Here is a 21,728-nt window from a genome sequence, read left to right on the forward strand (position 1 = left end):
CATCTTCTGCGTTTGATGTGTAGTTTTACTGTTTTTCCACGAAGAGGAAAATCGTCAACGCTAATTTCCGGAACAAAACCTTTTGACTGCAATAACAGAGACGAAAACTCTTTCGGAGCTGTATTTTTCTCGTCAAAATAGATGTGGAGGATTTTATTTTCTTCCTCAAATTTTACAATCTCAAAATGCTCAATCAAGAGTTCAGGTAAAAATAATTTGAGGAGTTCGGCATCGTTTAACATTCCACAAAATTAGCAATATTTTTTTCCTCCCCAACTTTTGAGATTGATCCGATACTATTCATTTTTTCTGAATCTCGTTAGTTCTTTGTAGACTTCATTGATAAGTTTTTATGGATCAATCCGTTTTGCGTCAATGGCAATGCTTGTGATGATTGATTTATGGCGCTGCAAATGAGCCGTTTACCGTAAGCCTGCTTCCGGGAGTAGATGTACTGATGCCTACGTTACCTGCTTGTGAGAAAAATAATACACTGTTTAAAATGGTTATTAAAACCAAAAATGAATTTCTTTTCACAAAAAATGGATTGATAAATATTGGTAAATTTTACAATTAAAAATTCATTCTATTAATTCTGGAATTTTACGAAATCTAAGTAAAATGAAGGGTTACCCATATTGAATGCCGTTGGTACAACTGCATTTGTTTTAACAGCCAAAATCGGATATGTGCCGGGAGTAGAAAAATAAAGCACCCGGTTTTGATCTCGTGGAGACATCATTTGAACATCTGCAACATTACAATAAGTTCTCCAAATGTCACCTATTCCACTAATGTAAAATCCAAAATCATTGCAATTTGATTGTATTGTTATTCCACAACGAAAAAAATACCATCCTTTTACAGGAATAGTTACTGAAATGCCTGTTGGAAGACCGCCTCCTTGATTCCCAGTAAAAGGATTGATTAAAGTACCGCTATACGGTGTCCAGTTATTAGCAAATGCAGTTGTAGTTGTAGACGACCAGGTAGCTAAGCCATTGGCATCGCTGGTTAATACGTAACCCAATTGCTGTGTGCCATCCTTGATTTGTAATGCGCCATTTGTTGTGCCATTATCAATGATAAGTTTAGCATTTGGAGCTCCTGCAGGGGGAACATTGGTGCCTACCAGAAGTTTTCCTGCTCCGTTGAGACTTAGAATATTTCCTGCTGTATCAATATTTGTAGGCTGAGATAATGTACCGCCTAATTTCACGTCATCACCCGAAAGAGTAGTACCGTTACTAGCTGTTATATTATTGGTATTGATGGTAGTACTAGAGGTGAGAGCTTCCCAGGTAGAATTAGCTCCTGTAAGACCTGTATTAATCAGTTGTACACTTTGGTTTGCAGGGACTGAAACGCTTGTATTTCCGTTGATCGTTTCCGGGGCTGTAGAATTTACCGTTATGGTGAAGTTGGTATTATTCTTAACGGTGTACATTCTTCCTTTAAAATTACCCACGCCGCTAATGGCAGCAGGAAGATTGAATATGGCATTCGATGTACCGCTGTAGGATACATAGAAATTTGTTGAGGTGAGATTGTAAGGTGTTGTATTTACTGTGCCGTAATTGGCGGCTACAGATCCATTGATATCCATTGTTGAACCTGGGTTTGGAGTATTTATTCCTACATTCCCGACTTGAGAAAAGGCGATACAAGAACTGAAAAGTCCCATTATCTTCCATGCTTTTGTAAAATTTTTAGTCATTTATTTCGTTTTTTAATACCTTAATTTTTTATTCGATTAATTATATAGATGTGTAAATCATGCAAAAGCATTATAGTTAAATAATACCTGGGTTTGTCTCTAATTATAATGTAAAATTACAGGTTTAGCCCTTCAAAGAAGAAGGTGGCTTGTAGAATGAAATAAAGGCCTTTGTAGAAAATTTTCTACAAAGTATGAATGAAAGTAAAAAGAGTGAAAATTAAGCTATGTGAGTTTGATATAGTTTAATAAGATCCGCCAGATTGCTGGTTTTTAATTTGGTGTGAATTCTTTTTTTGTAGGTACTGATAGTAGGCATTTGAATTCCCATTTTATTTGAAATTTCTAGGTTACCATTGCCATTGACCATTAAAATGAAAATTTCATATTCTCTTGCGGATAAATTTTTTATAGAATCCAAAGGAGACTCCCGAAACAATTGATCGACAATGTTAGAAGGATAATAGTATCCATCGGAAAATATCTTTTTTACAGCATCTGAAATTTCATCAGATTTGCTAAGTTTACTGATGTATCCATTGGCACCTTCTTTTATGTATTGTACTGCGACGTCTTCTTCATAGGCTGAGAAGATTAGTATTTTAATGTCGGGATCTGCCGCTTTGATTTCAGTAATCATTTTTTTGTTTTTGCTTTCCGGCATATTGATATCCAGAATCACAAGATCATATTTTTGCTGGGAGATTTTTTCCAGCGCTTTTGGATAATCTTCAGCCAGATCGGTCACCACATTCGGAATTCTTGATTCTAAAATGATACTGGTTCCCACAAGTACGATATCGTGGTCGTCTGCAATAAGAATATTTTTAGTCATCTTTTTTATTTTTTAAAACGAGTTTGAAGGAAGTTCCCTGTAATTTATTTTTTGTGAAAATAATTTTTCCCTGAATCATTTGTAGTAGCTGCAAAACAAGATGGAGTCCCATTCCGTATTTTTGCAATAATAGCTTTTCGTTTTCAATATTGTCCTGAAGTCTGGTATAATATTCTATTTTCTTTTCATCCATGCCAATGCCGGTATCTTTTATGAGCAAGGTAATATCTTCTTCTACTATTTCACTTTTTATTGTTATAGTACCATTTTCAGTATATTTTACAGAATTATCAATCAGGTTATGAATAATGGCGGAGAGTATATTTTTGCTGATCCAAATTAATAGTGATGGATCTACATTATTAATGATGACAGTATTATTGTTTTCTGCTATTTCACTGAAAAGTATTTTTTTATCTTCTATGAGCATATATAAAGAATAAAGTTCAGTTTTATCTGATCTGTAATGGGAGTATATATCGGCATATTCCTTTAAAGTAATGGTAAAATTATATAATTGGTCAGAAGATTTATAAACAGAATTAAGAATTTTTTTCATTCGCTGTTCATTAAAATCATTTTTATCCAAAACTTCTTTTGCTGTCATTGCGATGAATTTCACAGGAGTTGTAATGTCATGAGAAATCGTGCCAATGAGTTTTTTTTGCTGTTCAATCTCTTTATGAAGTTGTGTTTTTGTGATCTCTAATTTTTCTACTGTATCAGAAAGGCTTTTAGTACGAGAATTTACAATTTCTTCCAGTTCATTATTTTTCTTTTTTAGAAAATTAATCCTCCATCTTATCAGGAAATATAATAGCAATAGTATAATCGTAAAAGCTAATATTTTAAACCATAAAGTCTGATAAAAATAAGGCGAAATAATAATATTGATCTTTTTATAGATAAATTTTCCCTTATCGGAAACAAGCATTTTGACCACAAAAGTATGATTGCCATAGCCAAGATTTGAAATAGAAAATTTTCCGTCTTTCCCGACTGTCTCCCATTTTGCAGTGGGCATCCCGCTGAGTTTTGCTTCGATCACAAGATTATCCGGGTTGGAGTAATAAGGAACATCAATAAAAATATCTACACGATTGGATTCCTGATTTAAATATAAATTTTCTGTAAAACGTTGTTCTTTATTGTCAATTGCAGCTCGTTCAACGTACATGTTTTTAGGATAATAAGTGTTTACTTTTAAAGGATTAAAAAAAACCAACCCATTTAAAGAAGGGAGCACAAATTCGCCATTTTCTAATCTGCTGCCACAAATATTACTTCCGCCATTGAATTCATTCGTATTAAAACCTGAATTTTTCGAAAAACGATAGTAGTTAACCTTTGATGCATTGTCTTTAGCATATTGTAAAAGGTGGCTTTCCAAAACCTTATATAATCCGTTATTGGTGGGAATCCAGAAAAATCCCCTTGGATCTTCTAAAATGGTATGTGATGAGGAAATATTATTGTTGATATCATAAGGCATTTTGATCAGTCGATCATTTTTCAACAAATAGAATCCTTTTCCTAAGGTCATGATCCAAAAATTTCCATCTTTTGATTGGATTATATTTCTGATAAATACCTCATTTTTACCAATTAAGTTACGGATTTCATTCGTTTTTAGTGATACTTTATAGAGTGCTTTCGCTGTTCCGACGAGTACGTGATTCTGGTCAAATTTTATAAATTTTCTTGGTTCACTGTTAATGAAAATTTTTCTTTCCGGATGTTTGAATGATTTGTCCTTGTAAACAGTAAGTACACCTTTAAATTCCGGAAACTGGTTAATTTTAAGTATTGAAAATAGCGCGTAATATTTATTTTGGTCAAAAAAGAAATCTTTTAAGGAAAAATTTTTTAAAAGGACAGAGTCTTGGTAAGAAGTTGCTTTTTGATAAATCATTACATCATTTGTTTTTTGTGTAATAATGTTTCCAGAATGATCATAAGCCATAATAAATGGGCTTATATCTTTAAACTTCTTGTCTGTCACAAAACTGTTTCGATCGTAGATTTCTCCAAAAGCAGTGATAACGGAAGAGTTGTTGTAGGGTAAGATAGAATAAAAATTAGACTCAGGCTTGGAAAGTGGTCTTGTGATGGTTGTAAAATCTGATAAACTGATAATCTGCAATCCATTAATGCTGCTTCCTAAATAGAATTTCTTGTAGGACTTATCATAATAAGCACTGATGAAATTTTCATCTTTAACGTTATTTAGTTGGAAAAGTCTGGAGATTTTCAATTCTCCTTTTTCATAATTACAGTAATAGATTGTATTTTTATTCACAATAAAAACCTGATTATTGACCTGGCTCCAGAGAATTTTAGTTTTAGGATCAATAAATAGAGGAGAGCGGTAGGAACCGGTTATTTTTCCTTTTTCAATTTTGATCACTTTTTTTGACTGAAAATCTATGTAAAATAATATTTCATTAATTGCAAAAACTCTCGGAGCATTATTATAAATTGGTTTGATCTGTAAATTTTCTTCTGCTTTTGACTGAGAATCAACATACGTTAAAGCATTTTCCTTTATATAATACCTGCCCTCTTTAAAATTTATGTAAAAATTGACAGAAGTTGCGCCATAGCTAAAATTAGAACAATACAGAAAGTAGTGACTATTTTCTTTAGTCAGAAAAGTCGTGAAATCTTTTAAAGGCTTTGCTACTTTCGGGAATTTTGCGTGCAATAAAACCGCTTTTTCGAAATCTCCTGTAGTGTAAATACTGTCTTTTTCAGGATGCCCATAAAAATAGGTGAATCGTTGGCTTGTAAGAGGGAAGTTTTTATATACTAAGAAATTGTTACCATCATATCTTACAATTCCGTTTTCTGTGGTAATCCAGATAAAACCATATTTATCTTTAATAATATCTTTTACACTGTTTTGCGGAAGCCCATTGTCTGTATTATATAATTGGATAGTATATCTCTGACAGTAAATATTAGAAGATATTAATAGCAAGAACAATAATATATTTTTGTACAAATCTTATCGTTTTTAATAATAGTACAAAGAAATGAAAAAACGGATAATTGAAGATTTGAACCTGCAACTATTTTTAAGATAGGATTTATATACTCTTTAAAGTTATAAAAGCTGTATTGTTGATTATATACTGGTATTTAAGTACGTTTTTAATTTGTATTATTTACTATAGAAGTACTATTATCATTTCTGCACAATTGTTTGTGCGCTAATATCAAAAAATTCAGCTATTGGAGATAAAATAAGACTACCTCAATTTTCTTTTCAGGTGATAGTAACGAAATAATAATCTGTCGTACCATAAGATAAATAATAATAAACCTGCGGGGATAAGAAGGGTTTTCAATTGAAAATGTTGATATACAAGTGCTCCAAGTATTCCTCCCAAAAAGAAACAATTAATGATCATGAGTTTTAAGAAAATACTTTTGTTTAATTGTATTTTTCTTCCTTTTTCCAAATGAAAAAGCAGCTGAGACAATTCAATTCCCAGATCTGTAAACAATCCTGTGAGATGGGTGGTTCTTACGACAGACTGTGAAACACGGGTAACAAGAGCATTTTGCAGCCCCATGGCAAAAAGCAGAGCCAAAGAAATGATTAGTGGTAGAGAAGGGCAATCAGGTAATAATTCAGGTGAAAAGCCAATCATAAGCATGATCACAATTTCAACAGACAGAGGAATGATATAGGAAGTATGGGATTTATGTTTTGAGGCCCATTCCATAATAACTCCTGAAACAAAGGCTCCCAGCAAGAAAAACAGAATGTACAGCAAATAAATGAATGCCATTTTGTAATTCCTTACAAATAGCTGTTCAGAGAAATAAGCAAAATGTCCCGTTACATTGGTGGTAAGTGTGCTTACGGAGAGAACTCCTGTGATATTCACCATCCCCGCAACGCACGATAAAATAGAGGCTAGTTTTAAATTATGGGAATATGTCCGTCCTTTTCCTTTGTGTCTAAACATGAGTAATTCCTTTAGGTCAAATTTTAAACTATAAATGATTATGAAATAAAATTATTATTGTGCAGCCTATTAGTTATAGAACCTTTGAAAGTGTTTAAAAGGCAGATATGATTACCTGTAAATATTTGCGATACGGGTGAGGCTTTCCAAATCGGTTAACTGTATTTTTCTTCCTTCCATTACAATAAAATGATCTTCCCGGAAATCATGAAGAATACGGGCTAATGTTTCGTTGGCTGTTCCTACCATATTGGCAAGATCTGTCCTGGAAAGGGTAATAAATATTTTATCTTCCACAATATCCGATTTATATTTTTTATGCAGGATTAATAAACTAAGTGCCACACGCTCCCTGACTGTTCGTTGGGATAAAACTGTCATCAGATTAGCCATTACACTGAATTCATGACTAAGGCTTTTGAGAAGCAATTTGGAAAATGCCTTCGACTGATCAAGAATATTTAAAAAATCCTCTTTTGAGATAAAAGCGATAACAGAACTTTCTATGGCCTGGGTTGTATCCCCATAGGAATCATTGCTTAATATCGCTGAATATCCAAAAAACTCTCCTGCATTGTAGATGTAAATAATCTGTTCCCTGCCGTCATTATCCACCTTATACTTTTTTACCTTACCTTCTTTTAAAAAAAATATCCCATTAGGAATAGTCCCTTCAGTAAATATGGCTTCATTTTTACGGTAATTTTTAACCTGCATTACCTTTTGAAGCATTTCCTTATCATATGAGGAAAGCTCCTCAAAAAGATATTGACTATTAAAAATAAACTTTGAAATCATGGATTACTAAATTAAGCAATTTTCCATCAATATAAATTTGACTTAAATCAAGTTTAGAAAAGGTGTACATCATTTATTTTTCGTTGTAAAGCCCCTACTTTTGTGACCATAGCAAATCTGCATTGATTTATGGAATATTTAGAATCTCTAAGAAATATTGGAATTACATCCAATAAAGAAGTCTATTGGAATTTATCCGAGCCTCAGCTTATATCCCAGACTCTAAAAAAAGGTCAGGGGATTATTACAAGATCAGGTGCTTTGGCTTGTGATACCGGTGAATTCACAGGACGTTCTCCTAAGGATAAGTATATTGTGATGGATGGTAAGACCAAAGATTCAATTTGGTGGGGCGATATTAATCATCCTTTTTCTCCGGAAGATTTTGAACGATTGTACGATAGCGTTACAGCCCATCTTTCAGGCACAGATATTTATGTTAGGGATGTTTATGCTTGTGCAAAGCCGGAATATAGGCTGAATATAAAAGTTATTACTGAGACTCCATGGTCAAATCTATTTGTTAACAATCTTTTTCTAAGACCTACGGAACAGGAATTGGAAACCTTTCAGCATGAATGGCTGATCCTTAATGCTCCTGATTTTAAAGCAATTTCCGAAATCCATAAAACCCGGCAGCATAATTTTACGATTATCAATTTCACCAGGAAAATAATTCTTATTGGGGGAAGCGGATATACAGGGGAAATCAAAAAAGGGGTTTTTACGGTATTGAACTATATCCTGCCATTTGAAAAAAATGTACTCTCGATGCACTGTTCAGCTAATATAGGGGCTAATGGAGATACGTCTGTGTTTTTTGGTCTTTCCGGAACAGGAAAAACTACACTGTCAGCAGATCCTTCAAGAAAGTTAATAGGTGATGATGAACATGGGTGGGATGATGAAAGTGTCTTTAATTTTGAAGGTGGATGCTATGCTAAATGTATAGGCCTGAGCAAGGAAAAAGAACCGCAAATATTTTCAGCAGTCCGTTCCGGAACTTTGCTTGAGAATGTGCGCTTTTTTGAGGGAACCGATATTGTTGATTATGATAACGTCTCGGTTACAGAAAATACCAGAGCAGCTTATCCTATCGATTTTATCAATAATGCAGTGCATCCTTCCATCGGGAAAACTCCTAATAATATTTTCTTTTTAACCTGTGATGCTTTTGGAGTTCTTCCTCCGATATCAAAATTGTCGGTAGGGCAGGCTATGTATCATTTTATCTCAGGATATACTGCAAAAGTGGCGGGAACAGAAGCTGGAATTACAGAACCTCAGACCACATTTTCAGCATGTTTTGGAAAACCTTTTTTACCGCTTCATCCAACACAATATGCAGAACTGCTGGGGAAAAAATTAAAAGAAAATAATATCAAGGTATGGCTTATTAATACCGGTTGGTCAAAAGGAGCGTACGGTACAGGGGAACGTATAAAGCTGTCGTATACCAGAGCGATGATATCTGCAGTACTCGAAAATAAACTTGAAAATGTGGATTTTGTACGGGATGCTGTATTTGGACTTCAAATGCCTGTAGAATGTGAAGGTGTCCCATCTGAAATTTTAAATCCTAAAAATACGTGGGATGACCAGTCGGCATATGATGAAAAAGCATTGCATCTTGCTGCGCAGTTTGTACAGAATTTTAAGTCTTTTGAGTCTTTTGCGGATGAAGAAATCCTAAGTGGAGGACCCTTAGTTGGAAATGAGATTAAATGATCGAATAATCATATAAATTAATAAAAGAACAATAATAATGAAGATCCCTAAAAATCTCTTGTACACTGAAGATCACGAGTGGGTTAGATTAGAAAATGATACGGCCTATATCGGAATTACCGATTTTGCCCAGCGTGAATTAGGAGATATAGTATATGTCGAAATTGAAACCCTTGGGGAAGTTGTAAAACAACATGGGATATTTGGAACTGTTGAAGCTGTCAAGACAGTATCCGACCTTTTCCTGCCAATTGCCGGAAAAATACTGGAGATTAACCCCAAATTAGAAACAAACCCTGAGTTGGTAAATACTGATCCTTATGGAGAAGGGTGGATGATCAAGATTAAAGTTGAGAATATTTTCGATGTTGAATGGCTGTTGCGACCTGATACATATACTTGTTTAATAGGATTATAATATGGGATCTATAAAAACAAAGAAAACAGCATTTAATGCTATACATCATATCCTTGGTGGAAAAATGGTTGAATTTGCCGGATATGAAATGCCTCTTCAGTATAAAGGAGTAAACCACGAGCATGAAACGGTAAGAAACGGTATCGGAGTTTTTGATGTTTCGCATATGGGTGAGATTTCAATACAGGGAAAGGGCTCTTTGGAATTAATCCAGAAAATAACGACCAATGATGCATTAAAACTTTATCCCGGAAAAGTACAGTATAGCTGTATACCCAATGATATTGGCGGACTTATTGATGATTTGCTGGTATATAAAATAAGCAAAAACGACTACCTGCTTGTTGTTAATGCTTCAAACATACAAAAAGATCTGGATTGGATCAAAAGACATAATTCTTTTGGAGCAGAAGTAACCAATATTTCAGATTCAGTTTCTTTATTGGCTGTTCAGGGACCAAAATCAGTAAAAGTTTTACAGAAACTGACAGATATTAATTTAAAAGAACTGGAATCCTATACTTTCACCATTGGTGAATTCGCCCATATTCCGAATGTTCTGATATCAGCAACAGGATATACAGGAGAATCAGGGTTTGAAATTTATGTAGAAAACAAATATGCAGCTCATTTATGGGAAGCTATATTTGAGGCGGGAAAAGATGAAGGTATTGAACCGGTTGGGCTGGCTGCAAGAGATACATTGCGTTTGGAAATGGGGTACTGCCTTTATGGAAATGATATTAACGATTCTACTTCACCGTTGGAAGCGGGGCTGGGATGGATAACAAAATTTACCAAAGATTTTGTTTATAGCGGATTTTTAAAAATCCAAAAAGAAAAGGGAGTTACTAAAAAGCTGGTTGGTTTTGAAATTGAAGGCAAAGGAATTCCCCGCCATGGCTATGAAATTTGGGATCATCATCATCAAATTATTGGAATGGTTACCTCAGGAACTCTTTCCCCTACACTCAAAAAAGGCATAGGGATGGGATATGTATGTGTTGAAAATGCTAAGTCTGGAACTGACGTTTTTATTAATATCAGAAATAAACCCGTTAAGGCTGTCGTTGTTACAACTCCCTTTATTAAAAAATAGATTAGTACCTAAAAATTAGATTAACTCATTTATGCTTGTTCCAAAAAACCTTCATTATACTGAAAATCATTTGTGGTTAAGAAAAATAGGATTATATGATTTCTGTATCGGGATCACAGATTTTGCTCAAAAGGAAATAGGAGAAATTCACCTGATTGAATTTATCAGGCAAGAAATTACTGTAAAGAAAGGAGATTCTTGGGGAGTTGTTTATGGAATTAATAAAACATTTCAGCTCATAGCTCCCTGTGATTGTAAAATTATGGAAGTAAATCAAAATGTTGCCATAAAGGCGTCCCTTATCAATACAGATCCCTATAACTGCTGGTTTTTTATTCTTTCAACTAATATCTCAACGGATGAATTCTTAACTTATAATGATTATATAAAAATAACAAAATGATTTTTAAACAGCTTAGGCAAAATATTGATGTAAAGGATGCCGTTTTTAATGAAATATATCCTCCAGGTATACAGGCTGCAGCAGAAAAACACTGGACTCCTGTTGCTGTTGCCAGAATGGCTGCAGAATACCTGGTGGAAAGTCCGGGTAAGAAAGTGCTTGATATTGGTGCGGGAGCAGGAAAGCTTTGTCTGGTAGGAGCTGCTTCTACAAAAGGATTCTTCTATGGGGTAGAGCAAAGAACTTCCCTTACTAAAATATCAAAAAAATTGGCAGACAGGCATAATATCACCAATGTAGCATTCATCAATTCCAATATCAATGAAATTAGCTTTTCTGATTATGAAGCGTTCTACTTTTTTAATTCCTTTTTTGAAAATATAGATACTTCATCCCCGATTGATCATACAATACTTCCTGATAGTGATTTATACCATGCTTATTCAGATTATGTAAAAGAGCAATTAAATAAAACTCCTGTTGGAACCCGCTTAGTTACTTATTGGAGTAAGTGGGACGAAATTCCGAGTAGCTTTGATTTGGTGGATTCTGCCTGCAATGGATTTTTAAGTTTTTGGAAAAAGGTGTCCTAGCTTATTTAATAGAAAAAAAACTGGTTTGGAGCCTGAATAATTATTTTATCATTAATTCTTACTGCTGTGCATACTTTGGAAGATGTAGAAACGGCAATTATCGTATTTAAAGAAATCAGAGCTAACTTAAATTCCGGTTATTATCAACAGCAACTTGGAAATAGTAATACATTAGAAGTGAAAACAATTTAAGGAAACGCCTGTATATTACAATCTTTACTAAAAGGATTACTTTATAAACTGAAATACATGGTCTGAATATTATGTATATTTTTTTTTTGGAGGTATTACTACATTTTGTAGTAATACCTTTTTTAAAAAATGATTTTGTAATTAATTTTTAAAGGAAACTACTACTTTTATTATGGATAATGCCGTAATGAAATCAGTGTATCTGGCATTAGAAGATGCTTCTGAAAAATTGACTATACCTATTCAAAATTGGGGTATATTTTTAATCAATTTATCCTTATTTTTGAAAAAAAACTCAGATCATAAAAATTTAAGCCTAACTTTTTAACTTACACACTTCGTGGGATAGTGTCAAAATAGAAAATAATTAAATTCTCTATTAAAACTGATATTTGCAAATATAGAACCAAAAAAACTTCTAGATCCATGAATAGAAAATTACTTTTAAAAGATAACATCATTAATATCTATGTTCTCAATACCATAATTATAACCTGTTTTATTCTAGGATTTAGCGAATGTGTTTATCATTTCCTGATTGATAGGAGCGCTATAATGTATTTTAAAATTATCTTATCTTTATTTTATGGGATTTCTTTTTTTCTGAAGATCAAAACAGATAAGAGGTTTATTTTCTTCATTATGACGGTAACGTCAATTTCTCTTACTTTTTTCATTGCATATACAGGTACTCCAAAACTCCTGACCGAATTGTTTTATGTTCCTATATTATTTTCGCTCCTTTTTTTCTTTGATATTAGTGTCAGGAAAGAACTGCTGGCAATATTCATTATTTTTTTAGTTAGTGTTGTTGGATATATTATCAATCAAATCACAGGTTATGCCTCTCCATTTGAAAATCAAGTTCCCTGTTATAAACTAAAAACTATTGGACTTCAGACGTTACAGTATCTGAATATTATTCGGTTCTCGGTTTTGATGATGATAATATTCTATTTTATTGGTGTAAAATTCATCTTACTGAAAGTATATCATCAGTCTTTAAAGAAATATGAAAAAAAAATTGTTGAAAATATCTATAACGAAACAGACTATGTAAGTGATGAGCAACTAGAAGAACTTCATGTGCTTACAAAAAAAGGCACTCTGATATTCAGTGAAAAGTTCAGGCAGTATTTCCCGAATTTCACTAAAAAGATTATTGAAAAAAGCAATAACCAGTTTACTCAGTCTGAAATGGATGTCTGTTTTTTATTAAAACTTAATTATTCTACAAAAGAAATAGCTGCTCTTACTAATTCTACCATAAGAGCCATCGAAGCAAAAAAATACAGAATAAGAAAAAAATTTAATATTCCAAAAGAGTGTACTATTTCTGCTTTTCTTGCTGAATTGTAATTATACTTTTTCTATCTATTATTTTTCAAAATTCTGATTTCATTTCATTCAGTTTTCAAATTCGTATGGAAATGACAATTAAAAATGATGTTTTTTTTTAGCCCAAAATATAAAACTCAAAAATTTACTTTCAAAAATCATGATTTCTGAAAGTGGATAAATGCAGGAAATGAAAGTATCAGCTAAAATTTGCACAACAAAAAGCATATGAAAATACGGTAAATACAAGAGTGTGTAGAAATGAGTATTCTCTCTGTGTATATATAAATCCCTCTACTGCAAGTTCTTACTAGCTGAGAGTATAAATTTGACAAAAAAACCTATGAGAAATAAATTATCCGCAGCTATTTGTTGCATTGCTTTTTTTAACACATTTACCGCGCAAGTTGGCATTAATACGAGTGCGCCTCAAGGCACATTCCATGTAGATGGTAACAAAGATAACTCTGCTTCCCCTACAGCTACACAACAACAAAATGATTTTATCGTAAATGCATCAGGAGCTACTGGGATAGGAATTACCACTTTAGATTCTTCTGCCAAACTTCAGATTGAAAGCACTGATAAAGGCGTACTGATTCCTCGGGTTACGTTAACTAGCACAACAGATGCTACAACTATTTCTTCTCCTGCCAAAGGACTTATGGTATACAATACCACTTCAAATGCAGCAATAGAAGAAGGCTTCTATGTCAACTACGGAACCTCTTTGTCTCCTAGCTGGAGGACATATGAAAAGAGAGATAAAACTTTGTGGAAATTCGAGAATTTTTATGATATTTCAGCTACAGCTACAGTAGATGAAAATGTTTCAAGCGGTACAACTGTTAACAATATAGATCTGGGTCTAAGTATAACTGTAACGATACCAGCATTTACTCAGGCAAAATTAGTAACCACTTACAGTGTTCCAACCGGTACCACTACTGCTGCGTCAACATTAGCAGGATATTATGGAATACGCTTTTTAAAAGGAGGAGCAGAATTACCGGAAGGATCCAGAAAATATACTATTCCCAATACTTCTACCGGAGTTACATCCAGAATGGTTTCTGTTGGAGCCACTATAGGAGATACTATTGTAAATAATACAGCGTCATCTGTTACGGTAACTTATGCATTAAATGGCTATGTAGAACCAAGTAGTGGTAGTGGAACCATCAGATTTAATATGTGGCAGACACCTGGCGCAAATTTCAACTGGGGGAAATCTTATATGTCCATACAAATGTATACTAAACCAACAAATTAATTTTATCTTTTTTATTATGATTGAAATATAAAGAAATAGAAATATTAATGTTATTTCTTAGGCTAAGAAAATTTATTCAAATTACTTACACAACACAAATGTCAAATATATCTCAATGTTCCAAGAAACTTAGTGAAATATTTGCCTAAAGAAATTCAATTATAATGAATCACATTATTTGGAACTAATATATTAAAAAGAGAAGGAGGAATTTTATCCTTCTCTTTTCTTTGGTATTGTAATAAAAGGTTAGTAATTCCCGGATTTGCCCCTTCAGCTGTAATGTTAAAATCATTACTGATAAACTCAAATTATCAATATCTCATCAAGCCTGAAATTCATTCTGAGAAATTTAGAGGTATTAATCATATCTGAAATTCCCGGAATCAAAACCAGCATTTGCATTAACAAATAATCTTTCTACAGCAATATTTGCTTTTTCTAGCGTTTGAATGATTTGATCAAAATAAGACTCAACATGGTAAAGGTCATTATGATTTCCTTAAATAGGATCAGACATGGCCAAAGGCAATCCTTGTCTGTCCGTAAAATAAAGTGCAGTACTTGTACAAAATATGATTTCAAAAATCGAATTTCTAAATGGTACTATAGATTTTGACACTTCAATAGGGAAAGGGACTCTACCTGTTATTTATTTGCCTCTTTCTGATTAATACTCAAATTTTATAGATTGTACAGTCTTTGGTCAGGAATTTATTTGGTAAAACCCGTTTTTCACGGCAAAAATAATCAGATCACTGGTTCTGTTAACATTAAATTTCTTCATAATATTTTTATAATAGCTTTTAACTGTATGTACGCTCAGATTCATTTTATAAGCCGCCTCCTTAATTGTATTTCCTGAGCAGATAAGCTGTAAAACATCTTTTTCCCTTGGAGATAAATGATAGACAATTTGCTCATCAGAAATAAAATTATTGATAATATTTGTTCGAAGTTTTGTCCCGATATATTTATTTCCTTTTGTACATTCCTGTATTGCTTCTATAAGTTCCTCTATTGTGGATTCTTTTGATAGATAGGCATCTGCACCATAACGCATTGCCATTTTTACGGTTTGAGGATCTGAAATGGTAGATAAAACAATTAACTTATAATCTTCCTTATTTTTACTTTTAAAAAATTCCTGATACGCCTTTAGTAACTCAACACCGTTTATCCCGGGCATTAATAAATCAGTGATGATCATTCCGGGTAAGTTACTGGTTTCAATTCCGTCAAAAAAAAGCTGAGCACTGTTAAAAGTAAAGATTTCGGAGGCCACATTCTGCGACAGTAAGCTGCTTTTTATTGCCTCAGCAATCATTTTATGATCGTCAATTATTACGGTAACCATCTTTATGTATATATGTTACAAAACTATCATAAATTTATCAGAATATAATACCCCCAATTGGAGGTGGTGGATTTTATTACAATTAAGGTGAATGACATAATCAATTAAGTATTAATTTGCACAAAAATCAACTGATGAATGATATTCTGCTGGACAGTGTTTTCCCTTACATTACAATGGGTGCTATTGTAATCGTAATATTATTTTTCTCATTCTATCTTTATTATGTAGAGGAGCCTATATTTCGGAAATATCGTAATTATCTAGGGTTCTGCTTTTTATATCTTGTTATGAAGGAAATGGTACTGGTTCCTAAATATACGCAAAACCCTTTATCTCTTTACTTATTGAGTGAATGTTTCATTTGGGGCAGCTTTGTATATTATGTAAGGTTTATTTACAGCACTGTGGATTTTAAAGATAAAAAACCTTTTTTTGAACATATTGTAAAAATTTCTCAGATTATTTTGATTTTGGGTTTTATACTGTACGTTATTACACAGGTTTTCTTTAAAGAATATAAAGATTTGTTCAGCTTTATTTATATTTTTATCTCGCTGTATATGCTTCTTGTTGCAGTTATTTTTATTGTTTTTTTATACAAAAGCAGAACCTTCCTCTATTACAAATATTTATACTTAGGAAGTGTATTTTTGCTTATTTTTAACATTATTGCCTCATTTTTTGACGATCCTTCTAAAAATTTTTTCGGATTTACTAATCTTTCCATAATATGTATAGGCTGGTTTTTAGAATTAATAATGTTCTTAATAGCATTAGGAATTAAGGTGAAAAATGAGTGGGAAGAAAAGCACCGTATCATGCGGGAGAATCTTGAGCATGAAAAGAAAATATTGCTTCAGGAAATCGATAGTCAAAAATTAGCTTATCAAAGTAGGCAATCTGAAAGATTACGCATTTCAATTGACATCCATGACGGAATCAGCAACGCCATTACCGGGCTTAAGTTTTATATCAGTGATAAAAGACTTCAGACTAAAGAAAATTCTGAAAAAATTCTGCTTCAGGATATTGAACAGGAACTTAACAGTATTTACATACAGGTAAGAGACTACATTCAAAAATTATATGGAGGACAGGATGAAGAAAAATATGATATTTTACTATTCTTATCTTCTTTACAAAAGCAGTATAATAACTCTAATTTGAATTTCATTACCGACATAGAAGAAGTAGAAATAAATAGGAATTTGAATATATATCAGCAAAATGAACTTTATTTTATTCTGAATGAGTGTATAGGAAACTCCATAAAACATGCCCGTTGTAATACAATAAAAGTTTCCATCTATTTTGAAAATCATATTTGCTATTTTAAAATAAAAGATAATGGAAAAGGATTTGATTTTGCAGAGAAATTAAATTCAGATTCAGGTCTTGGCCTTTCTAATATTTTACAAAGAATTAAAAAATTAGAAGGAAATATTACTTTTGAAAATTCCGGAGGAACATTAATCTCAGGGAATTTCCCTTACCCCGAATTCTAACAAATACCCCCTTTTGGGGGGCGAAAAAACACTCCCATTTAGTAGGATTATAGTATTGATCCTGCTTATACCTTTGTAGCATCATATTTTATATTTTTTAAACACTTTAATAATGAAAAAAAATATTATTCTTTTAGGTGCTTTACTGGTAAGTTCCTTGGCTTACTCTCAGGTTGGTATTAATACTCCAACTCCCAACGCAACGTTCGATATTACAGGTAAACCAACCGATCCTAATGCGACGGATGGGTTGTTGGCTCCAAGAATAGCAGGAAATGAATTAAAAGTAAAAGATCCGCTGTATGGTACCGACCAAACTGGAGCTTTGGTATATGTAACGGCAGCAGCAAGTCCCACAAGTCTAAAAACAGCGAATGTAACGGAGGCTGGATACTACTATTTTGATGGTGCCGAATGGACAAAAGGAGATTTCTGGAAACTTAAAGGAAATCTGGGCACCTCTGCAGGAACAAACTATTTAGGAACAAATGATCAGCAAAACCTTGTTTTTAAAGTTAATAGTGAACGAGTTGGTTACATACAAGGAGATGGTGTTTTCGATTCTTTAAATAATTTTGAAGGTACTACCGCAATAGGATATGGAGCTTTAGGAGCTCTTACGGACGGACAAAATAACACCGCATTTGGAATTAATGCAGCAAAATCGCAAACCACAGGATTGCAAACTACCGCTATAGGAGAATATGCTCTTGAAGATAATACTGCAGGTGACTATAATACTGCCATTGGAGCTAATGCATTAAATAATACCAATGGATCTGGCAGTACTACAGGTACACGCAATGTAGCTTTGGGATACAGTGCAGGAAGTGTAAATGTAACAGGTAAAGACAATACTTTTATTGGAGCTCAATCAAATGCTGACGCAAATAATTTAAACAATGCTACAGCAATTGGATTTAATGCAAAAGTGGGCATCAGCAATGCGTTAGTTTTAGGAAACGGTGCTAATGTGGGAATAGGAACTTCTTCGCCTGCAAACAAGCTCCATGTAATAGCCACCGCAGATCCTGTAAAATTAGAAGGCTTACAAACTGGTGCTGCCACAGATAATCTTGTTACTGTAGATGCAAATGGTGTACTTACAAAAAATACTGTGACCTCCATTACTGGCAACGCCGGTAATATTGGGATAGGGACAACAAATCCAAATACAAAGCTACAGGTAAAAAACGGAGATGTCTATTTGGAAACTGTAGGAAATGGAGTGATAATGAAAGCTCCTGATGGCAACTGTTGGAGAGTGAGGGTTAACAATGGCGGAACGTTTGCCTCTGATCTTATTGCCTGCCCATAAAATAAAACTAAGATCAACCAACGATGATGGAAATCGTCGTTGAATTAATTCTAAAAACAAAAAAAATAACAAATAATGAAAAAAAGTATTATTCTCTTAGGAGCTTTAATGGTAAGTTCCTTGGCTTACTCTCAGGTTGGTATTAATACTCCATCTCCCAACGCAACGTTCGATATTACAGGTAAACCAACCGATCCTAATGCGACGGATGGGTTGTTGGCTCCAAGAATAGCAGGAAATGAATTAAAAGCAAAAGATTTGCTGTATGGTACTAGCCAAACTGGAGCTTTGGTATATGTAACGGCAGCAGCAAGTCCTACAAGTCTAAAAACAGCGAATGTAACGGAGGCTGGATACTATTATTTTGATGGTGCGGTTTGGGTAAAACAAGCCGTAGGAAATGGAAATTTCTGGAGTCTTACTGGTAATACAGCGACTAATCCGGCTCCTTCAGGAACCAACTTTTTAGGAACTACCGATGCACAGGATTTTCAGGTAAAAGTGGGTACTTCTGCTAATAATAACATTATGCGTGTGAAAAACAGCAACGGTCACGTGCAGTTTGGAAATCTTTTGGATACAGCTGTTACACCAAATGCGCAAAATCCAGATCGATTAAATAGTGGAACTGCGATGTCAGATGCTCCCTCCAATTTTACAGTGGCAAACTCTTTAAGCAATGCTGACTTCGGACTAAGTGGCTCACAAGTCAACGGATCACGATTTCTTAACTATGTAAATGGAGTTACAAGTCCTTCCAAAACATTCTACGGAGCAAATTTTTACAATAATTTTACAACCAAATTTGATTCAAGCATCAAAGGAATCAACAATGTATTATTCTTAGGAGGTAATCAAACATATACAGTTACGGGCGCTTCTACCATTGCAGGCACAGCAAATACAATACAAGTTACTTCAGGTTCTACATTAAATGCTTCCACCACCGCCGTTCAGGGTGGGTTTGTTGGAGTGGATCTCTCTATTTCTAATTTTGGAACTGTTACAGGAAACACTTTTGGATTAAAATCCCAGCTTACAGGTAATGGTGTTTTTAATTCAAATGCATCTACCATCAGTGGAATTCTTTCATTTAATAATATCATAGGAACCATAAGCGCAGCAAATACCATAGGTGTAGATTCGCGTATTGTGGGAGGCAGCTATGACGCAGGAACAAATACTATTGGTCTTCGTTCGGAAGTATCAGCTTCTTCTGCTGCAAACGGTTTTGGTTTATACATCGACGATATTGCCGGTACCCAATCTCAACACGGGATCTACCAAGTGGGTGATGATCGTAATAATTTTGTCGGAAGCACGATGATAGGAGCTATAACAGCACCCACCAATCAGTTACACGTAATAGATGCCGCGAATCCAGTACGTTTTGAAGGGTTGCAAACAGGTGCTGTTACAGACGAAGTGGTAACCACAGATACCAACGGGGTTTTGCGTAAGCTTTCTACCTCTACACTCGCAGCCGCAACAGAACCATGGTACAACATGGTAACAGATACAGGTGCTACAGACAATACCCAGGATATTTACCAAATGGGAAAGGTGGGTATCGGAACCAATGCACCACAGAGTGCTTTGACAGTGGTAAAGACAGCAGCAGACATCACCCCAGTTATAATACAAGGCTTACCAAGCTATGCCACAGAAGCAGACGGTGCAACTGATGCTGCATTACCAAACGGTGGTTTGTATAAAGTGACAGGGAGTAATGTATTATATGTGAAGCCGTAAAAATATATCTAATTTTTAATCAGCACATTTTTAATTCTAACAATAAAAAAATAACAAATGATGAGAAAAACTCTTTTTTTAGTTGCATTTATTGCCGTAAACGAAATTATTTTCGCACAAACCAACACTGGAAGTATAGGTGTAAATACAAAAGATCCGAGTGCTACTTTAGACATCGTATCGAAGGGTATAGATGCTACTACAAAAGCACTGGAAATTAATAATTCTACTGCAACTCCGGAAATGGTGACCGTTCTTAATAACGGGAATATGGGACTGGGTATTGCAAATCCTGTAGATCATTTACATCTCAGATATGGAAGTATCAGGATAGATGATGATGATGATACTTCTGATAACGGGATCAAATTTTCTGCTGCAGGGGGAATTTATCATCGTTTGGGAAGCAATCTTGGGATTTCTGGCACTGGGAAGTATATTAGTATGAACTCCAATTCTAATGGAGTAGCATTGGAAACAAGCAACGGAGATCCAAGCAAGAACGGACTTCTGATGTTACGCAATGGTACAGGAAACGTAGGTATTGGTACTGCAAATCCGGATTCTAAATTAACCGTAAACGGATCTTCAACTAGATTTGAATACAATAACGGTTCAGAATCCAATAATATGCATTTCGTAAATGACGGTAGCAGAAATGAAATCTATTTTTCAACTACCAGCGATCCAGTTTCTGGTGGACAATGGTCTATTAAAAGTGCTAACGGACAATTTCAGGTTCTTGATCGACCTGGATCTGGCGCAGCAGCTCTTACAATCACACACGGAACAGGAACGGACTCTGGTAATATTGGGATAGGAACCGACACTCCTAATACAAAACTAGATATAGTGGCACCTACACCTGCTGGTGGATTTCGTTTGGCGGACGGATCTCAGGCTGACCAAAAGGTATTAACATCCGATGCCAATGGTAACGCAAAATGGGCATATCCAAAAGATACACAATATCTGGAACTTAGTCCAACCTATTCTGGATATGACATTACCATTACAAAAGGAATAAATAACCATACAATTGTACCCGGTCTTGAAGGATTTACACCAACATCTACAGGGAAATATATGATCGTATACCATTGTTTCTTGCGTGGGGATTCTACAAGCTCTCAAAAGGCTGTTTATTTTATTATTAAAAAAAATGGTAGTATTATCAAAAACCCTGAAACTTATGGATATGTAGTTGGAGATAGCTATCTGGCACAAACGGTAACTGTTATTATAGATGTTAATGCAGGAGATAACATTGCTTTTGAGTTTGGTGATGGTCAACCTCTTCCCCAAACGTTAACTTTTGTAGACCCTAATTCTAACGCTCAGTTTCAAGGGAGAAACAAAGTTGAGGTAGCCTATATGGGAAGGTAAAATAATCCCCTAAACACTCAATATATAACAAAAAAG

The 21,728-nt window shown here is 34.2% G+C and carries 20 protein-coding genes and 1 pseudogene; 13 read left to right on the forward strand and 8 right to left on the reverse strand.

Translation table 11 applies throughout. From position 1 onward, the window contains the following. The 7 genes from BT156_RS20600 to BT156_RS20630 all read right to left on the reverse strand — a co-directional run. Window positions 1–242 (reverse strand): ISAon1 family transposase N-terminal region protein (locus BT156_RS20600; RefSeq protein WP_449384801.1); only part of this gene is annotated, 242 nt, incomplete at its 3' end. A gap of 157 nt (window positions 243–399) precedes the next feature. Next, window positions 400–537 (reverse strand): hypothetical protein, encoded by a 138-nt coding sequence (locus BT156_RS22245; protein ID WP_170857353.1) that lies wholly within the window; start codon window positions 535–537, stop codon window positions 400–402. 52 nt (window positions 538–589) lie between these two features. Continuing rightward, complete coding sequence (locus BT156_RS20610) at window positions 590–1,717, reverse strand: hypothetical protein (RefSeq protein WP_072412809.1); 1,128 nt, start codon at window positions 1,715–1,717, stop codon at window positions 590–592. A 220-nt stretch (window positions 1,718–1,937) separates the two neighbouring features. Beyond that, window positions 1,938–2,552 (reverse strand): response regulator transcription factor, encoded by a 615-nt coding sequence (locus BT156_RS20615; protein ID WP_072412810.1) that lies wholly within the window; start codon window positions 2,550–2,552, stop codon window positions 1,938–1,940. Then, a complete protein-coding gene (locus BT156_RS20620) occupies window positions 2,545–5,538 on the reverse strand; it encodes a sensor histidine kinase (protein WP_228430221.1) in 2,994 nt (997 codons plus the stop codon). Before BT156_RS20620 ends, BT156_RS20615 begins: the two co-directional genes overlap by 8 nt. A gap of 265 nt (window positions 5,539–5,803) precedes the next feature. Then, entirely contained in the window at window positions 5,804–6,529 is a 726-nt protein-coding gene (locus tag BT156_RS20625) for a YoaK family protein (RefSeq protein ID WP_072412812.1), read from the reverse strand. Window positions 6,530–6,640: 111 nt separating this feature from the next. Then, window positions 6,641–7,327 carry a Crp/Fnr family transcriptional regulator gene (locus BT156_RS20630; RefSeq protein WP_072412813.1) on the reverse strand — a complete coding sequence of 229 codons (687 nt, stop codon included), beginning with the start codon at window positions 7,325–7,327 and terminating at the stop codon, window positions 6,641–6,643. A 129-nt stretch (window positions 7,328–7,456) separates the two neighbouring features. On the opposite strand from BT156_RS20630, the gene pckA reads away from it, so the two are divergent. From pckA to BT156_RS20665, 9 genes and pseudogenes are all read left to right on the forward strand, one after another. Beyond that, window positions 7,457–9,055: a phosphoenolpyruvate carboxykinase (ATP) gene (gene pckA, locus BT156_RS20635; RefSeq protein ID WP_072412814.1), complete on the forward strand. Its 1,599-nt coding sequence runs from the start codon at window positions 7,457–7,459 to the stop codon at window positions 9,053–9,055. Window positions 9,056–9,092: 37 nt separating this feature from the next. Continuing rightward, window positions 9,093–9,473: a glycine cleavage system protein GcvH gene (gcvH, locus tag BT156_RS20640; RefSeq protein WP_072412815.1), complete on the forward strand. Its 381-nt coding sequence runs from the start codon at window positions 9,093–9,095 to the stop codon at window positions 9,471–9,473. Between the two features lies 1 nt (window position 9,474). Then, window positions 9,475–10,572 (forward strand): glycine cleavage system aminomethyltransferase GcvT, encoded by a 1,098-nt coding sequence (gcvT, locus tag BT156_RS20645; RefSeq protein WP_072412816.1) that lies wholly within the window; start codon window positions 9,475–9,477, stop codon window positions 10,570–10,572. Window positions 10,573–10,603: 31 nt separating this feature from the next. Continuing rightward, window positions 10,604–10,975: a glycine cleavage system protein H gene (locus tag BT156_RS20650; protein ID WP_072412817.1), complete on the forward strand. Its 372-nt coding sequence runs from the start codon at window positions 10,604–10,606 to the stop codon at window positions 10,973–10,975. After that, window positions 10,972–11,568, forward strand: a complete 597-nt coding sequence (locus BT156_RS20655; RefSeq protein ID WP_072412818.1) for a methyltransferase domain-containing protein — start codon at window positions 10,972–10,974, stop codon at window positions 11,566–11,568. Before BT156_RS20650 ends, BT156_RS20655 begins: the two co-directional genes overlap by 4 nt. A 66-nt stretch (window positions 11,569–11,634) precedes the next feature. Next, complete coding sequence (locus BT156_RS22510; RefSeq protein ID WP_262484315.1) at window positions 11,635–11,760, forward strand: hypothetical protein; 126 nt, start codon at window positions 11,635–11,637, stop codon at window positions 11,758–11,760. A gap of 172 nt (window positions 11,761–11,932) precedes the next feature. Then, window positions 11,933–12,066: pseudogene (locus BT156_RS22680) on the forward strand (IS256 family transposase); the annotation flags it as partial. Window positions 12,067–12,186: 120 nt separating this feature from the next. Next, the gene (locus tag BT156_RS21810) at window positions 12,187–13,119 is read left to right on the forward strand and encodes a helix-turn-helix transcriptional regulator (RefSeq protein ID WP_083582428.1); all 933 of its coding nucleotides are present in this window, start codon (window positions 12,187–12,189) and stop codon (window positions 13,117–13,119) included. A 322-nt stretch (window positions 13,120–13,441) separates the two neighbouring features. Further along, entirely contained in the window at window positions 13,442–14,371 is a 930-nt protein-coding gene (locus BT156_RS20665) for a hypothetical protein (protein ID WP_072412819.1), read from the forward strand. Between the two features lie 706 nt (window positions 14,372–15,077). On the opposite strand, the gene BT156_RS20670 is transcribed toward BT156_RS20665, so the two are convergent. Continuing rightward, window positions 15,078–15,728: a response regulator transcription factor gene (locus BT156_RS20670; RefSeq protein WP_072412820.1), complete on the reverse strand. Its 651-nt coding sequence runs from the start codon at window positions 15,726–15,728 to the stop codon at window positions 15,078–15,080. 134 nt (window positions 15,729–15,862) lie between these two features. On the opposite strand from BT156_RS20670, the gene BT156_RS20675 reads away from it, so the two are divergent. The 4 genes from BT156_RS20675 to BT156_RS20690 all read left to right on the forward strand — a co-directional run bounded on the left by BT156_RS20675 (window position 15,863) and on the right by BT156_RS20690 (window position 21,692). Further along, a complete protein-coding gene (locus BT156_RS20675; protein ID WP_072412821.1) occupies window positions 15,863–17,236 on the forward strand; it encodes a sensor histidine kinase in 1,374 nt (457 codons plus the stop codon). Between the two features lie 112 nt (window positions 17,237–17,348). Next, entirely contained in the window at window positions 17,349–18,554 is a 1,206-nt protein-coding gene (locus BT156_RS20680; RefSeq protein WP_072412822.1) for a hypothetical protein, read from the forward strand. Between the two features lie 75 nt (window positions 18,555–18,629). Further along, window positions 18,630–20,306: a hypothetical protein gene (locus BT156_RS20685; RefSeq protein WP_072412823.1), complete on the forward strand. Its 1,677-nt coding sequence runs from the start codon at window positions 18,630–18,632 to the stop codon at window positions 20,304–20,306. Between the two features lie 57 nt (window positions 20,307–20,363). Further along, a complete protein-coding gene (locus BT156_RS20690) occupies window positions 20,364–21,692 on the forward strand; it encodes a hypothetical protein (protein WP_139255544.1) in 1,329 nt (442 codons plus the stop codon). Window positions 21,693–21,728: the final 36 nt, after the last annotated feature.

It is taken from the genome of Chryseobacterium limigenitum, from assembly GCF_900114875.1.
Taxonomy (GTDB): Bacteria; Bacteroidota; Bacteroidia; order Flavobacteriales; family Weeksellaceae; genus Chryseobacterium; species Chryseobacterium limigenitum.